At 72.5% G+C, this 25956-nt stretch carries 24 protein-coding genes; 7 read left to right on the plus strand and 17 right to left on the minus strand.

Annotated elements, in window-relative coordinates:
• Nucleotides 1–152: 152 nt before the first annotated feature.
• The 12 genes from moeZ to DWB77_RS13620 form a co-directional block, all read right to left on the minus strand.
• On the minus strand, nt 153–1331 hold the full coding sequence (gene moeZ, locus DWB77_RS13565; protein ID WP_120721517.1) for an adenylyltransferase/sulfurtransferase MoeZ: 1179 nt from the start codon (nt 1329–1331) through the stop codon (nt 153–155).
• 72 nt (nt 1332–1403) lie between these two features.
• Nucleotides 1404–2183, minus strand: a complete 780-nt coding sequence (locus DWB77_RS13570; protein WP_120721518.1) for a spherulation-specific family 4 protein — start codon at nt 2181–2183, stop codon at nt 1404–1406.
• Nucleotides 2171–3136 carry an NAD-dependent epimerase/dehydratase family protein gene (locus DWB77_RS13575; protein WP_120721519.1) on the minus strand — a complete coding sequence of 322 codons (966 nt, stop codon included), beginning with the start codon at nt 3134–3136 and terminating at the stop codon, nt 2171–2173. The genes DWB77_RS13570 and DWB77_RS13575 overlap by 13 nt, the downstream gene beginning before the upstream one ends.
• Nucleotides 3137–3281: 145 nt before the next feature.
• Nucleotides 3282–4406 carry a hypothetical protein gene (locus DWB77_RS13580; RefSeq protein ID WP_120721520.1) on the minus strand — a complete coding sequence of 375 codons (1125 nt, stop codon included), beginning with the start codon at nt 4404–4406 and terminating at the stop codon, nt 3282–3284.
• A complete protein-coding gene (locus DWB77_RS13585) occupies nt 4403–6136 on the minus strand; it encodes a DUF3492 domain-containing protein (RefSeq protein ID WP_120721521.1) in 1734 nt (577 codons plus the stop codon). The genes DWB77_RS13580 and DWB77_RS13585 overlap by 4 nt, the downstream gene beginning before the upstream one ends.
• A 191-nt stretch (nt 6137–6327) precedes the next feature.
• Nucleotides 6328–8319, minus strand: a complete 1992-nt coding sequence (locus tag DWB77_RS39265) for a dipeptide ABC transporter ATP-binding protein (RefSeq protein WP_174248551.1) — start codon at nt 8317–8319, stop codon at nt 6328–6330.
• Nucleotides 8316–9305, minus strand: coding sequence for an ABC transporter permease (locus DWB77_RS13600; RefSeq protein ID WP_120727749.1), 990 nt, complete (start codon nt 9303–9305; stop codon nt 8316–8318). The genes DWB77_RS39265 and DWB77_RS13600 overlap by 4 nt, the downstream gene beginning before the upstream one ends.
• Before the next feature lie 5 nt (nt 9306–9310).
• Nucleotides 9311–10294, minus strand: coding sequence for an ABC transporter permease (locus DWB77_RS13605; RefSeq protein WP_120721522.1), 984 nt, complete (start codon nt 10292–10294; stop codon nt 9311–9313).
• 2 nt (nt 10295–10296) lie between these two features.
• Nucleotides 10297–12027 (minus strand): ABC transporter substrate-binding protein, encoded by a 1731-nt coding sequence (locus DWB77_RS13610; protein WP_120721523.1) that lies wholly within the window; start codon nt 12025–12027, stop codon nt 10297–10299.
• A 171-nt stretch (nt 12028–12198) separates the two neighbouring features.
• Complete coding sequence (locus DWB77_RS39460; protein ID WP_342777954.1) at nt 12199–12294, minus strand: Ms4533A family Cys-rich leader peptide; 96 nt, start codon at nt 12292–12294, stop codon at nt 12199–12201.
• Nucleotides 12295–12382: 88 nt separating this feature from the next.
• A complete protein-coding gene (locus tag DWB77_RS13615) occupies nt 12383–13633 on the minus strand; it encodes a DUF3152 domain-containing protein (RefSeq protein ID WP_120721524.1) in 1251 nt (416 codons plus the stop codon).
• A gap of 8 nt (nt 13634–13641) precedes the next feature.
• On the minus strand, nt 13642–14637 hold the full coding sequence (locus tag DWB77_RS13620; RefSeq protein WP_120721525.1) for an alpha/beta fold hydrolase: 996 nt from the start codon (nt 14635–14637) through the stop codon (nt 13642–13644).
• Between the two features lie 136 nt (nt 14638–14773).
• Here DWB77_RS13620 and DWB77_RS13625 point away from each other — a divergent pair, with 136 nt between their 5' ends.
• The 4 genes from DWB77_RS13625 to DWB77_RS13640 all read left to right on the plus strand — a co-directional run bounded on the left by DWB77_RS13625 (nt 14774) and on the right by DWB77_RS13640 (nt 16627).
• Entirely contained in the window at nt 14774–14995 is a 222-nt protein-coding gene (locus DWB77_RS13625) for a hypothetical protein (protein WP_120721526.1), read from the plus strand.
• A 144-nt stretch (nt 14996–15139) separates the two neighbouring features.
• Nucleotides 15140–15781, plus strand: coding sequence for a TetR/AcrR family transcriptional regulator (locus DWB77_RS13630; RefSeq protein ID WP_120721527.1), 642 nt, complete (start codon nt 15140–15142; stop codon nt 15779–15781).
• 141 nt (nt 15782–15922) lie between these two features.
• Complete coding sequence (locus DWB77_RS13635) at nt 15923–16150, plus strand: DUF3107 domain-containing protein (RefSeq protein WP_120721528.1); 228 nt, start codon at nt 15923–15925, stop codon at nt 16148–16150.
• Between the two features lie 213 nt (nt 16151–16363).
• Complete coding sequence (locus tag DWB77_RS13640; RefSeq protein WP_120721529.1) at nt 16364–16627, plus strand: hypothetical protein; 264 nt, start codon at nt 16364–16366, stop codon at nt 16625–16627.
• A 292-nt stretch (nt 16628–16919) separates the two neighbouring features.
• Here DWB77_RS13640 and DWB77_RS13645 read toward each other — a convergent pair whose 3' ends face one another.
• The gene (locus DWB77_RS13645) at nt 16920–17681 is read right to left on the minus strand and encodes a ferritin-like fold-containing protein (protein WP_120721530.1); all 762 of its coding nucleotides are present in this window, start codon (nt 17679–17681) and stop codon (nt 16920–16922) included.
• A 472-nt stretch (nt 17682–18153) separates the two neighbouring features.
• Between DWB77_RS13645 and DWB77_RS13650 the strand changes: the two genes are divergently transcribed.
• Nucleotides 18154–20511: a DEAD/DEAH box helicase gene (locus DWB77_RS13650; protein WP_246033857.1), complete on the plus strand. Its 2358-nt coding sequence runs from the start codon at nt 18154–18156 to the stop codon at nt 20509–20511.
• Nucleotides 20512–20610: 99 nt separating this feature from the next.
• Nucleotides 20611–21483 (plus strand): alpha/beta fold hydrolase, encoded by an 873-nt coding sequence (locus DWB77_RS13655; protein WP_120721531.1) that lies wholly within the window; start codon nt 20611–20613, stop codon nt 21481–21483.
• Nucleotides 21484–21927: 444 nt separating this feature from the next.
• Here DWB77_RS13655 and DWB77_RS13660 read toward each other — a convergent pair whose 3' ends face one another.
• Entirely contained in the window at nt 21928–22854 is a 927-nt protein-coding gene (locus DWB77_RS13660; protein ID WP_246033519.1) for an NYN domain-containing protein, read from the minus strand.
• Nucleotides 22855–23131: 277 nt separating this feature from the next.
• Between DWB77_RS13660 and DWB77_RS37785 the strand changes: the two genes are divergently transcribed.
• Nucleotides 23132–23284, plus strand: coding sequence for a hypothetical protein (locus DWB77_RS37785; RefSeq protein WP_162952527.1), 153 nt, complete (start codon nt 23132–23134; stop codon nt 23282–23284).
• A 116-nt stretch (nt 23285–23400) separates the two neighbouring features.
• On the opposite strand, the gene DWB77_RS13665 is transcribed toward DWB77_RS37785, so the two are convergent.
• The 3 genes from DWB77_RS13665 to DWB77_RS13675 form a co-directional block, all read right to left on the minus strand.
• Entirely contained in the window at nt 23401–24006 is a 606-nt protein-coding gene (locus tag DWB77_RS13665) for a MarC family protein (protein ID WP_120721532.1), read from the minus strand.
• Nucleotides 24007–24179: 173 nt separating this feature from the next.
• Nucleotides 24180–25055: a PHP domain-containing protein gene (locus DWB77_RS13670; RefSeq protein ID WP_120721533.1), complete on the minus strand. Its 876-nt coding sequence runs from the start codon at nt 25053–25055 to the stop codon at nt 24180–24182.
• A 218-nt stretch (nt 25056–25273) separates the two neighbouring features.
• The gene (locus DWB77_RS13675) at nt 25274–25912 is read right to left on the minus strand and encodes a DUF6758 family protein (protein ID WP_120721534.1); all 639 of its coding nucleotides are present in this window, start codon (nt 25910–25912) and stop codon (nt 25274–25276) included.
• Between the last annotated feature and the right edge of the window lie 44 nt (nt 25913–25956).

Genomic DNA, 25956 nt, shown 5'->3' on the forward strand with positions numbered 1-25956 from the left:
TGCGGGCCGTCGTGGGCTGGTCGCGCAGTTCCCCGCGCCCCTCAGGTATGCGGGCCGACCCGCACTGCTCGTACAGGTCGGCCCCTTCGGCCTTTGGGGGCGCGGGGAACTGCGCGACCGGCCACCGACGGCCCGCAGTCGACAACCGCGCCTCAGTAAATCGGCTTCTCCGGTTCGATCTGGTTGACCCAGCCGATCACGCCGCCGCCCACATGCACCGCGTCCGCGAACCCCGCCGACTTGAGGACCGCGAGGACCTCGGCCGAGCGGACGCCGGTCTTGCAGTTCAGGACGATCCGCTTGTCCTGGGGCATCGACTCCAGGGCCGTGCCCATCAGGAACTCGTTCTTCGGGATCAGCCGGGCGCCCGGGATGGAGACGATCTCGAACTCGTTCGGCTCGCGGACGTCGATGATCTCGATCTTCTCGTCCCCGTCGATCCACTCCTTGAGCTGCCGGGGAGTGATCGTCGAGCCCATGGCCGCTTCCTGGGCCTCCTCGGAGACGACGCCGCAGAAGGCCTCGTAGTCGATGAGCTCGGTGACGGTCGGGTTCTCGCCGCAGACCGCGCAGTCGGGGTCCTTGCGGACCTTGACCTGGCGGTACTGCATCTCCAGGGCGTCGTAGATCATCAGCCGGCCGACCAGCGGCTCGCCGATGCCCGCGAGGAGCTTGATGGCCTCGTTGACCTGGATGGAACCGATCGACGCGCACAGCACGCCGAGCACGCCGCCCTCGGCGCAGCTGGGGACCATGCCCGGCGGCGGGGGCTCCGGGTAGAGGCAGCGGTAGCAGGGGCCGTGCTCGGACCAGAAGACCGAGGCCTGGCCGTCGAAGCGGTAGATCGAGCCCCAGACGTACGGCTTGTTGAGCAGCACACAGGCGTCGTTGACCAGGTAGCGGGTCGCGAAGTTGTCCGTGCCGTCGACGATCAGGTCGTACTGGCTGAAGATGTCCATCACGTTCTCGGCTTCGAGCCGCTCTTCGTGCAGGACCACGTTCACGTACGGGTTGATGCCGAGGACGGAGTCACGCGCGGACTCCGCCTTGGAGCGGCCGATGTCGGCCTGGCTGTGGATGATCTGGCGCTGGAGGTTCGACTCGTCGACCTCGTCGAACTCCACGATGCCGAGCGTGCCGACACCGGCGGCGGCCAGATACATCAGGGCAGGCGAGCCGAGGCCGCCGGCGCCCACGGCGAGCACCTTGGCATTCTTCAGCCGCTTCTGCCCGTCCATCCCGACGTCGGGGATGATCAGGTGGCGCGAATACCTGCGGACCTCGTCTACGGTGAGCTCAGCTGCTGGCTCGACCAGGGGTGGCAGCGACACGAGAACCTCAATTACCAGTCGGTCGGTAAGTCAGTACGGTTGTTCCTCCCCGTAACACTGCCACGGCCCTTCTCATTCCGAGATACCCGGTCCGATCCGCGAGACGATTTCGTCCCAGTAACCGGGCAGTGTCTCGAATGGGTCGATTGTTCCTTTTCGTTGAGGGGCCCGGTCCGCCCGGTCCGTGAAGAAGATCGTGCCCGCGCCCTGCCAGCGGGCGATCCGCAGCGCCTCCTCCAGATGTGTCCTCGGCACCCCGTGCACCAGATGGCAGAAGCGCTCGGCCGGGTGGTCGGCGGTCCATTCGGCCACCTGCGACCAGCGGTAGTCGCGCCAGGGCCCGGCGTACGTGATGAGCTGGTCGGCCGTCTCGGCATAGCCGGGGTGGGGGTGCGTACCGTGCCCGAACACGAGGTGCGCGCCGTCCCGCAGCGCCCGCAGGGTGTCGGCGGTGCGCCGCATGTCGGGAAGTGCGTCTCGCTCCGTGGGACAGCGGTCCAGGAGGAAGCCGTCGACGCGGTACCAGTCGAGGTAGCGCTGCGCCTCGGAGATCCGCTCGCCGAAGGCGCGCGTGCCGTACGCCGTGTCGAGATGGCCGAGCACCCGGATCCCCGCGTTGCGGAGCCTGCCGACCGCTTCGAGGCAGTGGGGGTCGGGCCGGCCGCCGGGGCCGCCCGGGGTGCCGCCGGACACATTGAGGACGGCCCAGTGCAACGGCGTTCCGGGGCGGGTGAGTTCGGCCCATTCGACGGGGGCCACCAGGGGGTGCGCATAGCCGGGCACCCCCAGGCCCAGCCGGTCGGCGCCGGGTGTCGCGCGCTGTCCTGTGCGGGGGTGGGTCAGATGCGGCATGCCGCCTCCATCCAGATGTCGGCGAGCGACTCCTCCAGATTGATCCGGGGGCGCCAGCCGAGCCGGTCGCGCGCGGTCCGCACATCGGCCTGCTGCCAGCTTCCGCAGCCGTCGGGGTAGGGGGACGGCGTGGCGAGGTGCTCCATGGCGGCCTCGCCCGAGCGCGGGGAGCCGATGAGGCCGGGGCGCAGGACGGGCGGCCCGTCGAGCTCGTGGAGGGCGCCCGCGTAGCCCGCGACCCTGGCGAGCACGGCGGCGGCGTCCCGGAGTTTCACCGAGCGTCCGGTGCCGATGTTGACCACGCCCTGGGCGGCCGAGAGCGAGGCGGCGTGTACGGCTCGCGCCACGTCGCGTACGTCGACGAAGTCCCGCTGCACACCGAGCCCGCCCAGCTTGAGTTCGCCGTCGCCGGACTGCATGGCGCGGCGCATCGCCTCCGCGAGCCGTCCGAGCGGCGAGCCCGCGGGGGTGCCGGGGCCGACGGGCGAGAACACGCGCAGCACGATCGCGTCGAGCCCGGAGCCGAGGACGAGCTCGGTCGCGGCGAGTTTGGAGACGCCGTACGGTCCGCCGGGACGCGGCACCGCGTCCTCCGCGGTGGAGGAGCCGGGCTGCGAGGGCCCGTACTCCGACGCGCAGCCGATCTGCACGAGCCGGGCGCCGCAGCCGCTGCGCCGCAGCGCCTCGCAGACGGTCGCGACGGCCACGGTGTTGTGCCGGGCCAGCTCGCGGGCGCCGCCCCGGGTGGCTCCGGCGCAGTTGACGACGACTCCGGGGTGCACGGCGTCCAGGAAGCGGGTCAGGGCTCCGGGGCTGCCGGTGGCGAGGTCGAACCGTACGTCGGCGTCGTCGCCGCGCCCGAGGGCGGTGAGCTGCACGGCGGGGTCGGCGAGCAGGCGGTCGGCGACGAACCGGCCGAGGTATCCGTTGGCTCCGAGCAGCAGCACCCTCATCGCGCGGTCCTTCCGTGCGGGCGGCGGCAGGCCGGTGGCAGGGCGGTCATGTGTCGTTCTCCTTCAATGGCCGTCCCGCCCGCTCCACGAGGTGGGTGGACGGTGTCGGCGCTTCGGTGGGGTGGGCGCGTCGATCGTCGGGCGCCTACTGGTCAACGTGGGCCGAGGCGCGGGCCAGGACGGCGACGGCTCGGGCGAGCAGGGCGAGGGCGGCGGCGCCGCACACGAGGGCGGGCAGTGCCCCGGGGCCCCAGGTCCTGACGAGGGCGTCGACCGGGCGGGCGAGGGGGGCGCACCCCGGCAGCCGCCCGGCGAACACCGTGGCGAGGGCGAGCAGTTCCGTACCGGCGGCGGCGGTGAGCACCTTGGTGGCGGCGGCGGAGAACCCGTGCGCGGCGAGCAGCCGGGCGAGCCAGAGCAGCACGCCGAGCGCCAGCGCCCCGGCGAACCCCCTTGTTCCGTACGCCAGTTGAGTTGCCGTCAGGCAGAGGGCGAGGCCGCCGATGTACAGGGCCACGGTCGCCAGGAGCAGGGGCCGGGAGCGGCCCGTGAACTCGGCGAGTCCCCGGCTGGAGTCGAGCTTCCTGCGCGCCCGGGCGGAGAAGAGGTGGGCGCACCACAGCGCCGGGGCGACCGCGAGGGCGAGTCCGGTGACGGTGGCCGGATCGAGGGGCCAGGCTCCGTCGGGGCCGCCGCGCAGGGCCTCGTCGAGCAGCCCGTCACCGCCTGCCGCGTACGCCATGAGCCAGACGGCGCCGAGGACGGCGACGGGCCGGGTGCCCGGGCCGGCGCGCAGGGGTCCGCGCCGCAGAACCAGGGTGAGGGTCACCGTGAAGGCGATCGCGCCGAGCGTGCCCACCACGGGGCGGGCCCCGCCGTCGGTGAGCCGTACGCCTTCCACGGCGACGGCGCAGACGGTCCCGGGCAGCAGCGCCCTCAACGCCCAGCCGACGGATGGAGCGGTCAACTCCCTTGGAATCAGGGGATGTTGGGTATCCCGAGGCACTCGGGCATAGAGCTCCTCGGCGAGCGAGAAGACGTCGCGGTGGCGAAAGCGCGCGGCGGTCCGGTCGGTGACGCCGTGCGCTTCGAGACCGGCCGCGATCTCCAGCGGGTCGACGGCGCGCTCGCAGAGTTCGCGGTGGCGGTGCATGAGGGCTTTGACGGGGTCGGCGGGTCCCCGCCGGACGGCGGTGCGGCCCGTACCGCTCGGGGTGGGGGTGCCCTGCGCGCGGCCGTCCCGGGCGGGGGCGGAGGGGAGGTCGGTCATGCGCCCGCCCCTTCCTCGGCGATGTCCAGGTGGTCCCGCATCAGGACCGCGAGCGGTCCCGGCACCCGGCTCGGCGCGGCGCCGGAACCCACCCGGGCGGCGGTGGGGGCGGCCCAGCGGCCGGGCACATGGGACTCGGCGGGGCGCGCGAAGGGCTGAGGCGCGGCGGCGTCGTCCGCGTTCTCGCGGTGGACCGGGTTGTGCGACATGAGCTCCAGGTAAATGCCGCGAAATGCCGTGACGTTCTGCTCGACGGTGAACAGTTCGAGCGCGCGGGCGCGGGCGGCGGCGCCCAGGCGCGAGCGGCGTTCGGGGTCGCGCAGCAGCGCGAGGCAGGCGTCGGCGAGGGCGCGCGGGTTGCGCGGCGGCACCACCAGGCCCGTACCGCCGATGACTTCGACCACGGCGCCGGTGTCGGTGGAGACGGTGGCCCGGCCGCAGAACATGGCCTCGACGAGGCTGAGGGGGAAGCCCTCCACGACGCTGGACAGCACGACGACGCTTCCGGCGGCGTAGGCGTCGGCGAGTTCGGGGGCCTCGGGGCCGCCGATCTCCTCGAACGACACGGGGTTGTCGCCGACGGCGTGGGCGTCGGCCGCCTCGTCGGGGAAGAGCTGGGCGGCAAGGGCCCGGCAGTGCGCGAGATAGCCGTGGGCCTCGGCGCCCCGCACGGGGGCGGAGATCAGCCGCAGGCGTGCCTCGGGTTCGGCCCTGCGGACCTCGGCGAAGGCGTGCAGCAGGGCGATGAGGTCCTTGGCGGGCTCGACCCGGCCGACCCAGACGAGGGTGTGGGGGTCCCCGCCGTACGCCCCCTCACCCACCGCGTGGAAGCAGTCGGCGGCCATCCCGGGGTAGACGGTGCGCAGCTTGGCGCGGTCGGCTCCGCAGCGCTCCTGCCAGCGCCGGGCGTGGGTGTTGCCGGGCGTGATGAGCTCGGCCCGCGCGTAGACCTCGGCGGCGAGGCGGAGCTGGAAGCCGGCCTCCAACGCCCTTACAGGCGCCGCGAGTTGGGCGTTGGCCAGGTACTGGGTGCGCAGCTGGACGCCGTACTCGGTGACCAGGAGGGGGACCCCGCAGAAGCGTTTGGCCAGGAGCCCGGGCAGGGCGGCGCGACCGCCGGAGGCGGCGTGGCTCAGGTCGACCGCGCCGAGCGCGTCATCGCCGTACCAGTCGAGGGAGAGGGGGCGCAGGGCGCGTTCGAGCAGGCCCGCGAAGGCGAGGTGGTCGGGGACGCGGGCGGCCTGGACGGCGCGGTTCGCGCCGGGCGTGCGACAGGCCGTCTCCAGAATGCGCACGGCCGTCTCGGACCGCAGCTCGGCGCCGAGCCCGCCGTACTCACGGGCGAGGGCGGCGAGCCCGTACAGCCCGTCCGCGAAGCCGTCGGACGCCTCGGGGCTCTCGGCGCTTGCGGCGCCTCCGGTGCAGATCGCGGAGGCCAGGCGCTCGAACCGGGCGGCGAACTCCCGGCGTTCACGGCGCCCGTAGCCGCGCTCGGCGCGCTTGTTCGCGCCGTGGCGGCTCTCGGGCGCGGCCCAGAGCGGGGCGGTGCGCACCCGGCGCACCTGCGGGGGCAGCGCGACGAGGCCGCGCTCCTCCTGCTCACGGCTGCGGCTCAGCGCGAATATGTCGAACTCGTGCCGCGCGAGCCCGCGCACGAGCCGGTCGCACCACAGCCTGGACTCGCCGGTCGTGTACGGATAACCGCCATCCGTCAGCAGTCCGATCCGCATGTGCGCACCCCCGATCTCCCTTGTGGGCGGCCACCGTTGGCAACGGCGACTCGCAGCGGGAAGAACGTATGCGGATATGCCGGTGGCGCGACGGACGGTTGTCCGTCGCGCCACCGGAAGGGGTGAATGCACGTAACTTTCGCGACCCGAGGGCGTTCGGTCGCGCTACGGGACGGCCCGGTGACGCAGGGCTACGCCACGGCCACTTCTTCGCGATCGTGACGGGTCTCGGGGGAATCGTCCCCGCGCAGCTCCCGGCGGGCCGCGCGGCGGGCCGCGGCCAGCGCGGGGTCCAGCACGGGCACGGCCGCGAGGAGCTGTCGCGTGTACGGGTCCCGCGGCGCCCCGTACACCACGCGCACCTCGCCCTCCTCCACGATCCGGCCCTGCCGCATGACGGCGACCCGGTCGCTGACCTGCCGTACCACGGCGAGGTCGTGCGCGACGAAGACCAGCGCGAGACCTAGCTCCCGCTGCAACCGGGCCAGCAGCGCGGTGACTTGGGCCTGGGTGGTGACGTCCAGGGCCGATACGGGTTCATCGCACACGATGAGTGCGGGCTCGGCGGCCAGCGCGCGGGCGATCCCCACGCGCTGGCGCTGGCCCCCGCTGAACTCGTGCGGGTAGCTGTCGTACCGGTCCGGGTCGAGCCCGACCTGGGCGAGCAGTTCCCCGACGCGGGCCCTGATTTTCGCCTCGTCCCGCCGGCCCGCGGCCCGCAGCGGGTCCGCCACGGATTCGCCGATCGAGCGGCGGGGGTTGAGGGAGGAGACGGGGTCCTGGAACACCATCTGCACGGAGCCGGTACGGGTGACGTGCCCGGCGCTGGGCTCCAACAGGCCCACCAGCATGCGGCCCAAGGTGGTCTTCCCGCTTCCGCTCTCGCCGACGATGCCCAGGGTTTCGCCTCGGCGCACGGTGAGGTCCACGGCGTCGACGGCGGTGAAGGTTTTTCGCCCCCGCCCGAACACCTTTCGCAGCCCGCGCGCTTGGAGCACGAGGTCTCCCGCCTGGGCGGGGTGCGCGCGCCCTGGGCCGGTCGCGGTTTCGTCCGCGGACCGCGCGGGGTCGCTCGCGCAGTTCCCCGCGCCCCTGACAGCATCCGGCCCGGCCGGGCCGACGCCCTCAGCCCGCCCGGCGATGGGGGTCTGTGGCGCAGCCCCATCGGCATCCGACCCGGCGGGACCAACACCCTCAGCCCGTCCGGCGATTGAGGACGAGCGCCCTTCAGGCGCGAACGGGGTCTGGGGCGAAGCCCCAGGATCGACTGCGGACCGTGCGGGGCCGCTCGCGCAGTTCCCCGCGCCCCTGGCAGCATCCGGCCCAGCGGGGTCAACGCCCTTAGGCCGTGCTGGCATTGGGGCCTCGGGCGGAGCCCCGGCGGGGTCCGGCGGTGCCGGGGTGGAGGGGATGCGTGGGACCGAGGCCAGCAGGGCGCGGGTGTACGGGTTCGTGGGGGCGCCCAGGACCGCGCCCACGGGCCCCCGCTCCACCACCCTCCCCTCCCGCATCACCAGCACCTCGTCCACGCTCTCCGCCGCGACCCCCACGTCATGGGTGACGAGGAGCAGCCCGAGGCCCGTCGAGTGGCGCAGATCGTGGAGCAGGTCCAGGATCTGGGCCTGGACGGTCACGTCGAGCGCCGTCGTGGGCTCGTCCGCGATCAGTAGGCGCGGCTCACAGGCCAGCGCCATCGCGATGAGGGCCCGCTGCCGCATCCCCCCGCTGAACTCGTGTGGGCGGGAGCGGGACTTGCGGGCCGCGTCCGGGATGCCGACCCGGTCGAGGACCGAGACCGCGCGGGCCCGGGCGGCCCGGCGCGAGCCTCCGTTGTGCACGCGGTACACCTCGGCGATCTGGTCGCCGATGCCGTAGTACGGGTCGAGCGAGGAGAGCGGGTCCTGGAAGACCATCGCCGCCAACCCGCCACGGAGGGAGCGGAGTTCGGCGTCGGAGGCGGATGCGACATCCACTCCCGCGACCCGGACGGAGCCGGTGACCCGCGCCCCGGTCCCCCGGTGCAGGCCCAGCAACGCGTACGCGGACGCGCTCTTGCCGGAGCCGGACTCGCCGACGACGCCCAGCGCCGCGCCGGGCCGGAGCGTGAAGGAGAGGCCGTCGACGGCCCGTACCGTGCCGAAGGAGATGCCGAGGTCGGTGACCTCGACCAGGGGCTCGGTCATGACAGCACCACCCGTCGATCCGCCATCGCGTACAGGACGTCCGCGACCGCATTGGCAAGCACCACGAAGAATCCGGTGGTCAGGACCACGCCGACCACCACCGGCAGGTCGACCGTGCGCACCGACTGGACGAGCTGCCGGCCGATGCCCGGGATGCCGAAGAGCGTCTCGGTCAGCACCGCGCCGCCGAACATGGTGCCCGCGTCGAGCGCGCTGAGCGCGATCACCGGGGCGACCGCGCCGCGCAGGGCGTGCCGCCCGACGATGGCCCGCTCGGTCAGCCCGTACGCCCGGAACGTGCGCACATGGTCCTCGGCGAGCGTCTCCAGCATCGAACTGCGGGTCAACCGCGCGTACTTGGCCGATTCGATCAGGGCCAGCGAGAACCAGGGCAGGAGCAGCCCCCAGAACCACTGCTGCGGGTCGTCCGTGAACGGTACGTACTGCGGGAACGGCAGCCACTGGAGGGTGGAGCACAGGACGATGATCAGCAGCAGCCCGATGACGAAGACCGGGGTGGAGGTGCCGGCCAGGGTCAGCCAGGTCAGCGCCCGCTCGATCATCCCGCCGCGCTTCCACGCGGAGAGCACACCCGTGCCGACGCCGATGAGGAGCCACAGCGCGAACGCGCCGACGACCAGCGATCCGGTGACCGGGAGCTTGCCGAGGATGAGGTCGGTGACCTGCTCGTCGGTGCGGTAGGACTGGCCGAGGCAGGGCGCGGAGCAGTGCACCACTCCCGTGCCGGAGGAGAAGTCGCGGCCGGCGAAGAGGCCCTGGAGGAAGTGCGCGTACTGGAGGTACAGCGGGTCGCCGAGGCCCAGCCTGTCGTGGACCAGGGCCACCTGCTGCGGGGAGCATCGTTCGCCGCAGACGATCTGGGCGACATTGCCGGGGGCCACGTAGAAGACGGCGTACACGATGACGGAGAGGGCGAGGAGCACGAGGGCGGCTCCGGCGATCCGTCGCAGCAGATAACCTGTCAGGCCGTTCAACGCGCCTTCTCCTCAAGGGACTTGCCGGTGCCGATGCCCAGCCTGGAGGCCGCCCTCGGGTCGAGAGCCGTGCGCACTCCCTCGCCGATCATCGTCAGCGAGAGGACCGTGACGAAGAGCAGGCCCGCCGGTAGCAGAAGGTAGGTCGGGGCCGCCTGGTACCAGGTGTTGGCGTCCGTGAGCATCTGGCCCCAGGACGGCGTGGGCGGCTTGATGCCGACGCCGAGGAAGGACAGAGCCGCCTCGGCCACCACATTGGTGGGGACCAGGAGCACGGCGTAGGTGATGACGGGTGCGGCGAGCGCGGGCAGCAGTTCGCGGCGGGCGATCGCCCAGGTGCCCCAGCCGCTGAGCCGCGCCGCCGAGACGTGGTCCACCGTCTTGAGCGCGAGGGCGCCCGCCCGCACGATCTTCGAGGTGCCGAACCAGCCGAGCCCGGCGATGATCAGGGTGATCAGGACCGGCCGCGGGATCGAGGTGGGCGCCACGGCGAGCAGGCCGAGGGTGATGACCAGCATCGGAAGGGCGGCCGCGACGTCGGTGACGCGGCTGACGAGCTGGTCGGCCCAGCGTCCGCCGAGCGCGGCGAAGAGGCCGAGGGCGACGCCGAGCGCGACCTGGATCAGGGTGGCGACGAAGGCGACGCCCAGCGAGACGCGGGCGCCGTAGACGATCCGGGCGAACAGGTCGCGGCCGGTCCCCGGTTCGACGCCGAGCCAGTGCTCCCCGCTGATCCCGCCGAACGAGCCGAGCGGCACGCCGCCGCGGGCCGAGTCGACGAGCGCGGGGTGGTAGGCGTCGGGGTCCTGGCCTTCGAGCGCGGCGAGCAGCGGGGCAGCGAGCGCGACCAGGACGAGCAGGGCGAAGACGGCCGCGGCGGCGGTGACCGCGCGCTGGGCGCGTAGGCGCCGCCAGAAGAGGCCGCCGCCCGGGGCGGGCGCGACGACGCCCGCCCCGGGGGTCAACAGGGCTTCGGACATGGCTACTTGACCGCCACCTGGGAGATGTCGAGCACGCCGGTCCAGTCACTGATGACGACGTTCTTGACGTCCTTGCCGACCAGCCGCTTGTAGACGGGGTGGAACAGCGGCACCACCACGGCCTGCTCGCCGATCCTCTTGTCGAGCGCGCCCCAGCGCGGCGCCGCCGCGGTCAGATCGGTCAGCTTGTTGATCTCGTCGATCTCGCTGTTGACGGAGGCGTCGTTCAGGAAGCCGGTGTTGAAGTTGGCGCCGTCCCGCACGATCTGCCGGCCGTCGAAGATCGGCGCGAGGAACGGGCCGCCGGAGGGCCAGTCGGCGCCCCAGCCGCGCAGGAAGAACCCGGGCTCCTTCTTCGCACTGGCGACGGTGTCGTTGTAGTCGTTGCCTTCGAGGCCCTGGAGCTTGACGGTGATGCCCGCCTTCTTCAGGGCGTCCTGGAGGGCGGTGGCGACCTCGGGCCCCTTGGGGCCGCCCTTGGCGTTGGAGTGGGTGAGCGTGACGGTGAGCCCGTCGGCGTGGCCCGCCTCCTTCAGGAGCTCCTTGGCCTTGGCGGCGTTGCCGGACTCGCCCGCCGGGAAGAGGTCGTACGGGGTGTACCCGAATGCCTTCTGGTTGGGCAGGAAGGTGGTGGCGGGCTCGGCGAGCGAGGAGCCGCCGACGGCGTTGACGACCGAGGTCCGGTCGACGGCGTAGGCGATGGCCTGGCGGACCTTGGGGTCGTCGAACGGCTTCACGTTCGGGTTGAACGCGATGTAGTTGGTGTAGCCGAAGTGCCCGGTGCCGACCCGTGCGGCGAGCCGCTTGTCGCTGCCGACCTTGGCGAGTTCGGCGGGTCCCAGGTTGGTGTCGGTGGTGACGGCGGCCGCGTCCGGACCCTGGGATGCGGAGAGCCGCTGGTTGATGACGGCCTGGTCGAGCCCGGAGCGCACGTCGATGCTGTCGGGGTAGGCCTTGCGCTCGGGGTCGGTCGCCTCGGACCAGTTGGGGTTGCGCTCCAGGACCAGGTGCTCGCCGTCGTTCTCGTTCTTGACGACCTTGTACGGGCCGGACGAGACGGGGTGCTCCGCGTACTTCGTGCCGTTGTCCCTGGCCTTGGGGACCGGCGCGAACTGCGTCTGGGTCGCGAGGAAGGGGAACTCGCCCTCGGGCTTGTTCAGGTGGAACACGATGGTCTTCGCGTCGGGGGTCTCGATGGAGGCGAGCTGCTTGCCGCCGTCCTTGTAGGGGCCCTGGTACTGGGCTCCGCCGACCAGCCAGTCCCTCAAGTACGGTGCGCCGCCGGAGAGTTCGGCCGCGAACGAGCGCTCGATGCCGTACTTGATGTCGGCGGTGGTGATGGGGCTGCCGTCCTCGTACTTCAGCCCGTCCTTGAGCGTGTACGTCCACACGGTCGCGTCCGCGTTGGGCCGGCCGGTGTCGGTCGCGAGGTCGGGGACCACCTTGGTGCCCTCGGCGCCGTTCGCGCGCTTGCGGGTGGTGAGGGTGCGGAAGACGAGCGAGGGGACGTTTCCGCCGCCGGAGGTGTAGAGCCGCGCCGGGTCGAAGGTGGTCTGTGCCTCGTTGTTGAGGACGCTGAGCGTGCCGCCCTCATGGGGCGTACCGGACGCGCCGGCCCCGGCGTTCTCGGCGTCGCCGCCCTCGGGGCCGCAGGCGACGGCGCCCATGGCGAGAACCACGGCTATCGCGGCCGCTCTTGCGACATTCCCAGACGAAATGGACGTGTGACGCATCGGAAGAAGACCTCTCGGTGACTACTGGGCAGGACGGGAAACGCGGGCGCCCGCAGCACCACGAGGTAAAGACAGGAGTGGCTGCGCCCGCATTCGGAAGCCGTGCGAAAGCACGGACATGCCCCGGCGCAGAAAAGGGAAAAGAAGAAGCCGAACGCGCTCGGGGAGGCGTCAGCTACAGAGAATGTCGGCCACGCTGTGCGAGGTCACGCCGATGAGCGCCAGCTCGATGGCGGCGCGTTCGGAGGCGGCGTGACGGTGCGACATGCCGAGAAATATGGACGACTCGCTGTTCACTGTCAATCGAGAATGAGACAGCCGTCCCACATGTTGGACATGTCGCACCGGTGTGGCGTCAACTCCCGGGATACACCCAGGGGTTGGGCAGACACTTGATGCCCTTCAGGTCCAGCGACTTGGTCTGCTGCTGCATCACCGGCGCGGGCGCGCCCGGCGTGCGGCAGGACTCGTGGTCGTGGCCGAGCCGGTGGCCGACCTCGTGGTTGATGAGCATCTGCCGGTAGGCGAGCATCGCCTTGGGGCCGAAGGTCACCGAGCCCTGGGCCCAGCGGTAGGCGTTGATCATCACGCGGTCGGTGGCCGCCGAGTCGCAGGAGACGTTGTCCTCGGTGGTGTCGAGCCCCGACTTGGCGCACCAGGCTCCCGTGGTCCCGGGGCTGGCGAGCGTGATCACGAAGTCCGGCTTGCCCGACGAGATCCGCTCGAAGGTCATCTTTCCGGCATGGGCCCAGCTGCGGTCGTCGTTGAGGGTCTTCTGCACGGCGTCGGCGAACAGACCGCCGTCCAGGGCGAGCCCCTTCTCGACGTCCACCCGGTAGCGGTACTTGGTCCCCTTGCCGGGCGCGCCCGCGGCCCCGGGCACGGTCTCGAAGGTGCCCGAGGCGGTGAGCCCGGCGTCCAGCGGGAACTGCTGGGCCATCTTCTGGTCGTACGTGAGGACCGCGGGGGCGGCCTGGGGGGTGGAGCGGCCGCTGCCCCGGGAGGCCGAACCGTCGTCGTCCCGGTGCTTGTCGCCCGCCGTCCGGCCGGCCACGTCGTGCTTGTCGCCGTCGGAGGTGACCTGCCCGGCGACGACGACCGCCAGCACGGTGGTCACCGCGGCGGCCGCGATCCCGGTGAAGGTCCGCCCCTTGGAGGCCTTGGGCTTCGTCTCGGGCGCGGGCGCCGCCGGCTCCGGTCGGGCCGGTGCCGGTACGGCGACGGTGCGCGGCGTGTCGGTGCGGGCGGGCCCCGGCCCGTCGAAGGCCTCGATGGAGGAGCGTCGCGGGCCCGGGATCCGGGGCGCCGTGCCGTTCGGGGACTGCTGGGCCGGACGCGGCGTGCCGTACCCGGCGCCGTGACGGCCCACGTATCCGGCGCCGGGGCCGTCCTCGCGGTGCTGGGGGTGGCCGCCGCGCACCTGGGGGGTGCCGAAGGCGGGGGTGCCGGCGCCGTGGTGGGTCTCGGGGCCGTCGCCCTGGGCCGGTCGTCTGCGCCGGCCGCCGCCGGGGGTGGCGGCCTGCCCGGCCTCGGGTGCCCGGGGCGCCCGCGCCTGGGGTATCGGCCCCTCGGCGCCGGTTGCCTTGGGTCGGCTGTGTCGTCCCACGCCCCGGATCAGCTCCTGTTTTCTCGGTCGTCGCCGCGGTGTCGGCCGCCGCTGGTGTCGTCGATCAGCTCCCGCACGGCGCGGGCGACCGTGTCGGGGTACTCCATCATCGCCACGTGACCGGCGTCCGGCAGCGTCAGGAGCCGCGAGTCGCGGTAGGCGGCCGCCGCCCGGCGGGCCATCCGGTACGAGACGAGCCGGTCGCGGGTCCCGTACACGAGCAGCGTCGGCGCGAGCACCCGCTCCGCCTGCCGCCACAGCCCGTGCTGGCCGCCCAGGGTGTACGCGTCCACGATGCCACGCGCCGAGCGCACCATCGCGTCCCAGAAGTACGGCAGTTGCAGGCGCCGCTCCAACTCGCGCACCGCGGACTCGAGCCCCTCGGGGGTGATCCGGGCGGGGTCGCCGTAGCTGAGCGCCAGCGCGCTGCGGGTGCGGTCCTCGGCGGTCCAGTCCCGAGTCATTTTCGCGAACAGGGAGGCGACGCCGGGCACCGCGATCAGCGCGGTCGGCCAGGCGCCGCGCTGGACGCGGATCTCGGGCAGCGCGGGCGAGACGAGGGTCAGGGTGCGCACCAGGTCGGGGCGGACGGCCGCGACGCGGGTGCAGACGGCGCCGCCCAGCGAGTTGGCGATGAGGTGGACCGGGCCGCGGCCCGTCGAGTCGAGCAGGCGGATCACGGCGCGGGCCTGGGCGGTGACCGTGTAGGCGCCGTCGTCCGGCGGCGGGGAGTCCCCGAAGCCGGGCAGATCGAGCGCCTCGCCGTCCACCCGGTCGGCGAGCAGCGCCATCAGGGCCGACCAGTTCCGCGAGGAACCGCCGAACCCGTGGACGTACAGGGCGGGGTCGAGGCCGGCCCGGGTGCCGGGCCGGGACCGGACGGCGAGCGTGAGGCCGGGCAGGCTCACCCGGCGCAGCTCCTCGCCCTCGGCGGCGCCGACCGGGCTCACCCGCGGCGCCAGCGCGGCGGCGGCGGGGGTTTCCGGCAGCTCGGTCGAAGACATGCGGGCAATGTTACGAGACGATCACACCGTGGTTCATGTGTTCGCCGTCACAGGCCATATAGCGGTCGGCCCGGGGAACTTCTAGGCTCGTAAGGAAGCCCCCGAATCACTCGAAGCCGACGAAAAGGGTGCAGAGATGTCCGTCGATCCCAGCGATCCGGAAACCTTCCAGGAAGCGGAGGAGGGCACCCCGCGCGTGCCCGACGAGACCAACGAGGCGGACGCCGCCGAGCAGCACACCGACGTACGACAGGATCGCGACGAGCCGCTGAGCCATGTCGACCCCGGGACCGCCAACGAGGCCGACGCCGTCGAGCAGACGCGGGTGGTCTCCCTCGACGAGGACGACTACCGGTGATTTGTTCGGTTTACCCCGGGTATCTCCGGCTACCCAGCGCGTCCGGTCCGTGAAATTCTGCGTTCGCACCGCGCACAGCCGGGTTACCCAAAAGTACGATGGCGGCGCGCGTACTCGCGCACCGGAACAACTTTGGGAGGCGGCGTGACAGCCATCGAGCAGACCGAGGCAGCGCGCCCGCGGGGCACGCGCCTGCCGCGCCGGGCCCGCCGCAATCAGCTTCTGGGCGCGGCCCAGGAGGTTTTCGTCGCGCAGGGTTACCACGCGGCCGCCATGGACGACATCGCGGAGCGGGCGGGCGTCTCCAAGCCGGTGCTCTACCAGCACTTCCCCGGCAAGCTCGACCTGTATCTGGCCCTCCTGGACCAGCACTGCGAGTCACTGCTGCACGCGGTCCGCACCGCGCTCGCCTCGACCTCGGACAACAAGCTCCGCGTCGCCGCAACGATGGACGCCTACTTCGCGTACGTCGAGGACGAGGGCGGCGCCTTCCGGCTGGTCTTCGAGTCGGACCTGACCAACGAGCCGGCCGTGCGCGAGCGCGTGGACCGGGTCAGCCTCCAGTGCGCCGAGGCCATCTCGGACGTCATCGCCGAGGACACCGGCCTGTCCAAGGACGAGTCGATGCTGCTCGCCGTGGGCCTGGGCGGGGTCTCCCAGGTGGTGGCCCGCTACTGGCTCTCCAGCGAGTCGACCATCCCCCGCGACAAGGCCGTCCAGCTGCTGACCTCGCTGGCCTGGCGCGGCATCGCGGGCTTCCCGCTGCACGCCACCGAGGGCCACTGAGCGGCTTTTCGCCGGTCATTCCCGGATTCTGTTCGCTCCTGGCGTTCAGCCACCGGCCATTTCGGGTCCGGTGGCCGGGCTAGTGTGTGCAGCGTACGGCGCGGCTGACCGCGCACCGCACGAGGTCGGAGGGACTTAGCCGTGGAGGTCAAGATCGGCGTGCAGCACGCGCCCCGGGAGATCGTTCTGGAGAGCGGGCAGTCCGCCGAAGAGGTCGAGAGCGCGGTAGCCGACGCCCTCGCCGGCAAGGCGCAGCTGCTCAGTCTCACGGACGACAAGGGCCGCAAGGTCCTGGTGCCGGCCGACAAGATCGCATACGTGGAAATCGGCGAGCCGGCGGTCCGCCGCGTGGGCTTCGGCGCGCTGTAGTACACGGCACAGTACGGAAGGGGTGCCACCGGTTCACGCCGGTGGCACCCCTTCCGCATGATCGTGTCCGCCCCGAACACCCGGGCGGCATGCCCCCGTTCCACCCCCGCCGTGTTGCTTCGTCCCGGGTGAGGGGAGGGTTGCGTTCCGCGAGGGTCGGGTAGGACGGCTGTGACCGGATCCGCCCTGGCCACACCCCTGGGAGGGACGCACATGCTGCTGGAAGCCATTGGCTCCGTACTGCTGGGATTCGCCCTCGCGTGGGCCGCCGCCGCCCGGCTGGCCCACCGGCTCCCCGACCGCCGCACCGTGCTCGGAGTCGGCCCGCTCGCCGGGCTGTTCGGCGCCTTCTTGACCCACTCGGCGATCGGCCCCGGCCACGGGGTGACCACGGTGCTCGGCGCCGCGTTCGTCGCCTCCGTCACGCTCTCGCTGCTGCTGCGGCCGACGCGCCGCCTGCGCCGATGGGCGGCGTAGGCGGCGCTCCCGTACGCGAACGCCGCCCGCCGAGCCGTCCTCACCCCGCTGAGCCGTCCTCACCCGCCGTGCGCGGCCCGCGCGCTGACGGGGCGTCGGACGGCTAGGGCCTGTCCGGCGGATCTGGTCGCCGTCGGCGTGCCGTGGCCTTGTGGTGCTGGTGAGCGGGGGGCTGGTGCGTCCAGCTGCAAGGCGGAGGAGGGCGGCGACGCGGAGCGTCGGCAACCGACGACAACGCCGCAGATGGGCGTGCCGGCCCCCCGCGTCCCAGACAAGATCCGCCGGACAGGCCCTAGGCGGCCAGGCCCAGCGCCGCCATGCGCTTGGTGTGCGCCTTGGTGATCCGCGTGAACATCTCGCCGACCGCCGCGAGGTCGAAGCCCGCGGCCACCCCGTCGACGCCGCCGACCAGCATCGTCGAGAGCGCGTCGCGCTCGGCGACCACCCGCTGGGCCTGCGACAGCGCCTCGCCCATCAGGCGCCGGGCCCAGAGGGCGAGCCGGCCGCCCACCCTCGGGTCCGCCTCGATCGCCGCCCGCACCTTCTCCACGGCGAAGTTGCCGTGCCCGGTGTCGTCGAGCACCGCGAGGACGAGCGAGCGGGTGTCGGTGTCGAGGTGGTTGGCGACCTCGCGGTAGAAGTCGCTGGCGATCGAGTCACCGACGTACGCCTTGACCAGGCCCTCCAGCCAGTCCGAGGGAGCGGTCTGCTGGTGGAAGTCGTCGAGCGCCTTGGCGAACGGCTCCATCGCGGCGGTCGGTTCCGCGTCGACCTGGGCGAGGCGGTCCCGCAGCCGCTCGAAGTGGTGGAACTCGGCGGAAGCCATCTTCGCCAGCTCCGCCTTGTCCGCCAGGGTCGGCGCGAGCTTCGCGTCGTCGGCGAGCCGCTCGAAGGCGGCGAGCTCTCCGTAGGCGAGGGCGCCGAGCAGGTCCACGACGGCGGCACGGTACTGGGGCACCGCGGAGGCCGTCGCCCAGTCCTGGGCGGCGATGCCGGTGCGCTCGGGCTCCGGGGTGGTTCCTTCGGCGGCAGTGGCGTTGTCAGACGTCTCCATAAGCCGCACAATAGCCCGCCCGGGGTGAGCCGTAAGGGCCTGCTTCCTCACACCCGAATCACCGGTCCCGCGAATTCTCCCGACACACATGCGCGAATCCGGGGTACAGTGGTAATGCGCCCGCCGAGTATGTTGACGGGCTGCACGAATGAGGATGCCCGGTCGGTTGCTCCGGTCGGCTCCGACCCGACAGCCCTCCACGGGGACACGTTCAGTACGTGCCACCCAAGAGGGATCCCTCAGCGGCACGAGCGCTTGAGCGACGGCAGTGGTCCCGCGCCCCCGGCAACCCGATCGAAATCTGATCCCGCCAGGACGACAAGGGCACGGTACGACCCGCCGCGTTCGCCTCCGTACCGCGTCTCACAGAAGAGGCAGCACCCTGACTACGTTCCGAGAGCTCGGGATCCTTTCCGAGACCGCCGAAGCCCTTGAAGCCGTCGGCATCGTGTCCCCGTTCCCCATCCAGGAGATGACGCTTCCCGTCGCGCTCTCCGGCAGCGACATCATCGGGCAGGCCAAGACCGGCACCGGCAAGACGCTCGGCTTCGGTCTGCCGATCCTGGAGCGGGTCATCGTCCCCGCCGATGTCGAGGCGGGCCGGGCCACCTCCGACCAGCTCACCAACACCCCGCAGGCCCTCGTCGTCGTGCCGACGCGCGAGCTGTGCCAGCAGGTCACCAACGACCTCCTCACCGCCGGCAAGGTGCGCAATGTGCGCGTGCTCGCCATCTACGGCGGCCGTGCCTACGAGCCCCAGGTCGAGGCCCTCAAGAAGGGCGTCGACGTGATCGTCGGCACCCCGGGGCGTCTGCTCGACCTCGCCGGCCAGAAGAAGGTCGACCTCTCCCACGTCAAGGTGCTCGTCCTCGACGAGGCCGACGAGATGCTCGACCTCGGCTTCCTGCCGGACGTCGAGAAGATCATCCAGCTGCTTCCGCCGAAGCGCCAGACGATGCTGTTCTCCGCGACCATGCCGGGCGCCGTCATCGGCCTCGCCCGCCGCTACATGTCGCAGCCCACGCACATCCGCGCCACGTCGCCGGACGGCGAGGGCACGACCGTCGCCAACACCGAGCAGTTCGTCTACCGCGCCCACTCCATGGACAAGCCGGAGATGGTCGCGCGCATCCTCCAGGCCGAGGGCCGCGGTCTCGCGATGATCTTCTGCCGTACGAAGCGGACCGCCGCCGACATCGCCGAGCAGCTCGCCAAGCGCGGCTTCGCCTCCGGCGCCGTCCACGGCGACCTGGGCCAGGGCGCCCGCGAGCAGGCGCTGCGCGCCTTCCGCAACGGCAAGGTCGACGTGCTGGTCTGCACCGACGTCGCCGCCCGCGGCATCGACGTCGACGGCGTCACGCACGTCATCAACTACCAGTCGCCCGAGGAGGAGAAGACCTACCTCCACCGCATCGGCCGCACCGGCCGCGCGGGCAAGAAGGGCATCGCGATCACGCTGGTCGACTGGGACGACATCCCGCGCTGGCAGCTGATCAACAAGGCGCTCGACCTGAAGTTCCCGGACCCGCCGGAGACGTACTCCACGTCCCCGCACCTCTTCGAGGAGCTGCGCATCCCGAAGGGCACGAAGGGCGTGCTGCCCCGGGGTGAGCGCACCCGGGCCGGCCTCGCCGCCGAAGAGGTCGAGGACCTCGGCGAGACCGGTGGGCGCGGGCGCAAGTCCGCCGCCGCCGCGCCGGTCGTCACCGAGGAGCGTCCGCCCCGTACGCGTACGCCGCGTCAGCGTCGCCGCACCCGTGGTGGCTCGCAGGACGGCGTCGAGACCCCGGCCGCCGCTCCGGCCCCGGCCCCTGTCGCTGAGGCGCCCGTCACCGAGGCCACCGAGCAGGTGACCGAGGCGCGCACGCCGCGTCGTCGCCGCCGTACCCGCGTGGGTGCGCCGTCGAACGCCCCGCAGGCCGCCGCCGCGCCGGTGATCGAGGCCGCGTCGGCCGCCCCGGTGGCCGAGCCGGTCACCAAGGCCGAGCCGCGCCGTCGTACCGCGTCGGCCGCCCCGGCCGTCACGCCCGAACCCGTCAAGGCCGAGCCGCGCCGTCGTCCCGCTCCGGCCGCCACGGTCGCCGTACCCGAGCCGGCCAAGGCCGAGCCGCGTCGGCGCCGGGTGCGCAAGGTGGTCGACACGTCCTCCGAGGTCGGCTTCATGACGCCGGAGTCGGCGGCGCTCGAACTGGCGAGGGCCGCGAAGGCCAAGACCACCGCGGCGATGACCGAGGTCGCGTCGGCTCCGGCCGCCGCGGTCACGGCCGCCCCGGTCACGGCCGCTCCGGAGAAGCCGCGCCGTACGCGGGCGAAGAAGGCCGCGGAAGCCGTGGTCGAGACGGTCGAGGCACCCGCCGCCGTCGAGACCGAGGCCCCCGCGAAGCCCCGCCGCACCCGCGCCAAGAAGGTCGCCGAGGCCGCCCCCGAGACGGTCGTCGAGGCCGCCGCCGAGGCCGAGGCGCCGGCGAAGCCGCGTCGCACGCGAGCCAAGAAGGCCGCGGAAGCCGTGGTCGAGACGGTCGAGGCACCCGCCACCGTCGAGACCGAGGCACCCGCCAAGCCCCGCCGCACCCGCGCCAAGAAGGCCGCCGAGGCCGCCCCCGAGGCGACCGAGGCTCCGGCCGCGCCGCGTCGGACCCGGGCCAAGAAGGTCGCCGAGGCCGCGCCCGAGACGGTCGTCGAGGCCGCCGCCGAGGCCGAGGCGCCGGCCAAGCCGCGTCGCACGCGGGCCAAGAAGGCCGCGGTCGCCCCCGAGGCCGTCGAGGCCGAGGCTCCGGCGAAGCCGCGCCGCACCCGCGCGAAGAAGGCGGCGGTCGCGCCCGAGGCGTAACCCGCACCACCCGAAACGGCCCGGTCCCCCCGCGGGGGTGCCGGGCCGTTCGCGTTCCCGGGCCGGGGGGCGGCCGGGTGGGGCGGCTACGCTCTACTCATGAGTAAGCCCCGCTCCCTCGACCTCCCGGCCCGTACCCGTGCGTACCGACTCCGCACCGCGCGCCAGGAGTTCGCCGTGCTCGACTCGCGGCCCGAGGGGCGGGCGCTCGGCACGGTGCTGCTCGTGCCGGGGTACACCGGGAGCAAGGAGGACTTCCTCGCGCTCCTGGATCCGCTCGCGGACGCCGGGTACCGGGCCGTGGCGGTCGACGGGCGCGGGCAGTTCGAGAGCCCGGGGCCGCGCCGGACGTCCGCGTACACCCCGCGTCAGCTCGGCGGTGACGTACTCGCCCAGGTCGCGGCCCTCGGCGACGGGCCGGTGCACCTCGTGGGGCACTCCTTCGGCGGCTTCGTCGCCCGCTCCGCCGCGCGGCTCGACCCGTCGGCGTTCCGCTCGCTGACCCTGCTCTCGTCCGGGCCCGGCCGGGTCGGCCCCGACCAGCGCACCAAGATCCGGCTGCTCCGGGCGGCGCTGCCGGTCCTTCCGCCGTCGTGGGTGTGGGCCGCGACGGTGTGGCTGGACGGCAGGGACCCGGCGTACGTGTCCGACCCGCCCGAGATCGTGGAGTTCCTCCAGCGGCGCTGGTTCAGTACGCAGCCTGCTCAACTCATCGCCACGGGGCGGCAGTTGAGGGTCGAGCCGGATCGCACGGAGGGGCTCGCGCGGTTGCCGTTGCCGTTGCACGTGGCGTACGGGGAGGGGGAAATGGTGTGGACGGTTGGGGAGTTGGCGCATATGGCGCGGAGTGTTGGGGCGCGGCATACGGTGATTGCCGGTGCGGAGCACTCCCCCAACGTGTCGCACCCGGCGGAGCTGGCGTCCGCCCTCTCCGCCTTCTGGTCCACCACCCCCACCCCGCCCCACCCCTAACGCCTAATAGCCCTAAGGTCTGCGGGCCGTGGTCGCTTTTTGCGCAGTTCCCCGCGCCCCCACAACCCGTTCTCGCCTGCGGACCGTGCGTGGCTGGTCGCGCAGTTCCCCGCGCCCCCAGCGGGCTGCACAACCCAGCACCGAATGCGCCCCCGCCTACACGCAAGCCAGCCCCCCCCACCAGAACCCCCCAAGGGGCGCGAGGAACTGCGCGAGCAAGCCCCGACAGCCCGCACCCGACCAACCGACAGGCACCACCCCAGGGGCGCGGGGAACGGCGCGACCAGCCGTCGGCAGCCCGCGGACAACCACACACCGCCACCACCCCAAGGGGCGCGGGGAACTGCGCGAGCAAGCACCGACGGCCCGCACCCGAACAACCGGCACGCACCCCCCAAGGGGCGCGGGGAACTGCGCGAGCCAGGGCCGGCCGGGCCGGGTCGGTCAGTACTGGGATTGGAGGTGCTGCCAGAACCCGTCCCGCAGCGCCCGCCGCAAATCCGCATGCCCCCGCAGAGACCGCTGAAGCAGACGTTCCGCCTCGATGAGGAGGTCCTGGTCGACCGGACCGGGCAGGTAGGGGTGGCCGGGCAGCAGGTCGGCCAGCGCGGCCCGCCCCCGCTCGGAGAGCCACGTCGCGGCGATCCGCGCCCCCACGAACCGCACGTCCTCCCGGCTCGGCGCGGGCCCGTCCTCGTAGAGCGTGACCGGCCGCCGCGTGACGTACGGCTTGCAGAAGTCGAGGTCGAAGGTGCGCTGGCTGTCGACCTCCCACAGCAGCGGCTCCGCCTGGTTGCGCCCCTCCGCCGCCTCGATGCCCCAGAGGTGGACGCGCGCCCCGTACCCCTGCGCCGCTTCGACCGCCGAGACGAGGTCCTCGTCGCCGCCGATCAGCGCCGCGTCACTGATCGCGCGGTGGCGGGCCAGGGACTCCAGGTCGGAGCGGATCAGGGAGTCGACACCCTTCTGCTGGTTGTTGGCGTTGAGGTTGCCCAGCCGCACCTTGACGTCGGGAAGCTCGGCGATCGACTGCTGCTCGGGGGTGTGGATGCGGCGGCGCGCGCCGTCGTACCAGTAGACGCGCAGCAGCCGGCTGTCCGCGAAGATCGTCCGCGCCTTGTCGATGAACGCGTCGATTAGGCCTTCCGCGTCGAGGTCGAAGGAGCGGCGGTCCTCGGTGCCGGTGACGAGGAGGCCGGCGGCCGCGTAGACATAACCCGCGTCGACGAAGATCGCGTGCGTGGAGGGCGTCTTCGCGACCTCGGCGAGCATGCGCTGGAGCAGCTCGTTGGTGGCGTCCAGCTTGCGGTCCAGCTGCGCGACGGGGTCGTGGGGCGCCCGTGCCGGTTGAGGTTCCTGGGAGTCGTCCATACGCTTTCCATTGTCGGCCGCGTGACACAAGGGGCACAACCGGGCACACGTGGTGACCGCTTCCCCCCGGGTGCTTAGCAAATCGAAAAATTTCCTTAGCGTAGGGAATGTTTGCTGGAGGCAACCCGTTGAACCCTACGGAACGCGTTGCACATGAGTCACGCAATCCACATGTAACGGGCGGGCAACCGCCCTGACGTTTCGTGGGAGCAGGCTGTTAGCAGCCCCCCGCACCAGTAGTTCTCCTAGCAGGAGGATCAGACGAAGGGAGAAGCCAATGCGCTTCGAAATCATGCGCCTGGACGACGTCGACGGTATCGCCGTTGACAGCACCGTCGTGGACGCCGCCTCCGTCAACCGGATTGTGCAGCAGGCCGCCGCCATGGGTCAGCGCATCTACATCCGCCCGACCGAATCCGCAGCCTCGTAACGCGTTGAGGCAGTGCCCCGCGAGCCGCTGAAGGCCGCGGGCGCCGTACGTAGAGAGCGCCCCCGTACCGATGCGTACGGGGGCGCTTTGGCTTGGCGCAGAACGTGTGGGGGACCTCAGTAGGCGTGGATGACCTGGGTGATGCCGTTGATGATCTGCTGCACCGCGAGGGCGGAGAGCATCATGCCGGCGAGCCGGGTCACCAGGACGACGCCGCCGTCCTTGATGACGCGGATGATCAGCAGCGAGTACCGCATGGTCACGTACAGCACGACATGGATCGCGATGATCGCCGCCCAGACCGAGACCTGCCCGGCGACCGAGTCGTGGTTCTGGACCGCCAGGATCACCTGGACGATGGCGCCCGGCCCGGCGAGCAGCGGCATGCCGAGCGGCACGAGCGCGACGTTGACGTCCTTGGTCTGCTGGGGTTCGTCGGTCTTCCCGGTGAGCAGGTCGAGCGCGATCAGGAGCAGCAGCAGACCGCCCGCGATCATCAGCGCGGGAACGTCGATGTGCAGATACGTCAGGATCTGGTGGCCCACGAGGCCGAAGAGCGTGATCACTCCGAGCGCGACGGCGGCGGCCTGCCAGGCCATCCTGCGCTGGACCTTCGCGGCCCGGCCGGCCGTCAGCGCGAGGAAGATCGGCGTGATCCCGGGGGGATCCATGATGACGAACAGAGTGAGGAAGAGAGAGCCGAAGACGGCAGCGTCGAACACGGTGAGCCTTGCAAGTGAGGGGCGTACATGAGGGGAGGCCGGGACGCTGTGGCGCGGGCCGGCCGGGCCCGTCCCCCGGGCCGCGCGCGGAAGGTGGTCCGGGCGGGGTGCGAGGAGCGGGGATACGGGGACGGGGTCCCGGGAGTCCGGAGAGGCGGGCTCTCCCTACCGGGCTACGGGCAGGTGGTTCCGCCCGCGCCCGGCACGGGGAAGGCCCCCGTGGCGCGGCGGGTGATCTCGCCGTAGATCTCGGGGTCGGTGGTCCACTCCCCGAGCCGTACGGTCTTGCGGCTGCCGTGGTAGTCGCTGGAGCCGGTGGCAAGGAGCCCGAGGTCGCGGGCGAGGGCGCGCAGCCGGTCCCGGGTGGGGGCGTCGTGGTCGGTGTGGTCGACCTCGATGCCGTCGAGTCCGGCGGCGGCCAGTTCGGCTATCGCCGACTCCGGCACGACCTGGCCGCGCTTGACGGCGAGCGGGTGGGCGAAGACGGTGACGCCGCCCGCGGCCTTGACGAGCCGGATCGCCTCGAACGGGTCGAGCTCGTGCTTGCCGACGTAGGCACGGCCGCCGTCGGCGAGCCACTCCGGCACGAAGGCGTCGGACACGCTGTCCACGACGCCGAGTTCGACGAGCGCCTCGGCGACGTGCGGGCGGCCGATGGAACCGTCGCCCGCGATGCGCGCGACCTGTTCCCAGGTGACGGGCACGCCGAGTTCCTGGAGCTTGGTGACCATGCCCTGGGCGCGCGGCACCCGGTCGTCCCGCACGAGTTCGCGCTCGCGGGCGAGCTCGGGCTCCTCGGGGTCGAAGAGGTAGGCCAGCATGTGCAGGCCCACGCCGTCGAGGCGGCAGGAGAGTTCGGCGCCGGTCACCAGGGTGAGGTCGCGGTCGAGTCCCGGGAGCGCGGCGATGGCCTCCGCGTAACCGCGGGTGGTGTCGTGGTCGGTCAGCGCGATGACGTCGAGCCCGGCGGCGGCCGCGTTGCGGACCAGTTCGGCGGGGGTGTCCGTGCCGTCCGAAGCCGTGGAGTGGGTGTGCAGATCGATGCGCACGACGCGTACTCCAGGGCATAAGGGGCGGATCAAGGGGACAGTCAAGGATAACCGCCCGTCCGCACACCGCCGTCCGCCCACGTGCGGGCCAGGCCCCGCGAGGGGTGTGCCGGTACCCGCCTGCCCGTCTGCCTGTCGGCCCTGCCTGCCATGGACCTGCCATGGAGGGGACCCGGGGGGGCGTTACCGGCTCGCTGCCGAGGCGGTCGCCTGTGTGGTCAGGACAGGATGCGCGGGGTGAGGGCCCCGCACGGCAGCAGTTCGACCTCGGCGCCCGCGTCGCGCAGATCGGTCAGGACGAGTTCGTCGTACATGAGCAGCCCGGACTGCTCGGGCCACACGATCGCCCACAGCCACAGGCCGCGCGCCTCGCCCGCGAAGACCGCGCGGTCGTCCGGGGTGCGGGTGACGTGCCACAACGGGGTGGGCCGGCCGGCCGCGAGGACCTTGGTGTGCGGAGGTTTGTCGACGCTCATGAACGGGCCGGGGTCGGGCCCCTCGATGCCCGCGTACCGCGCGCCGAGCCCGACGCCCAACTCCTCGGCGACCAGGATGAGCTCACCGAGACCGCCCAGCGGGCCGGGGCCCGAGCAGGCGACGGCGGTCGCGCGACCGCCGCTGCGGTCGTCTCCCGCGTAGGCGACGCCCGTGAAGAGCCAGCCGACCGGCAGCGGCCAGGGCATCCACACCGGGACCTGCGCCCGGCGCACGACGACCTCCAGGGCCTCGACACTGGGCGGCACCACGGGTTGCAGCGGATACACCGGCCCGTGCGCGTCGCACTGCCAGGTGTCGGCAAAGAGACCGGGCGCCCTGACCCGGCCTCCGCACTTCGGGCAACTGGGTTCGCCCCTCATAAGGCCCCACGGTCCTCTCCGGCCAGCGCCCCGTCAAGGACGAT

The sequence above is a fragment of the Streptomyces hundungensis genome, from assembly GCF_003627815.1.
Taxonomy (GTDB): Bacteria; Actinomycetota; Actinomycetes; order Streptomycetales; family Streptomycetaceae; genus Streptomyces; species Streptomyces hundungensis_A.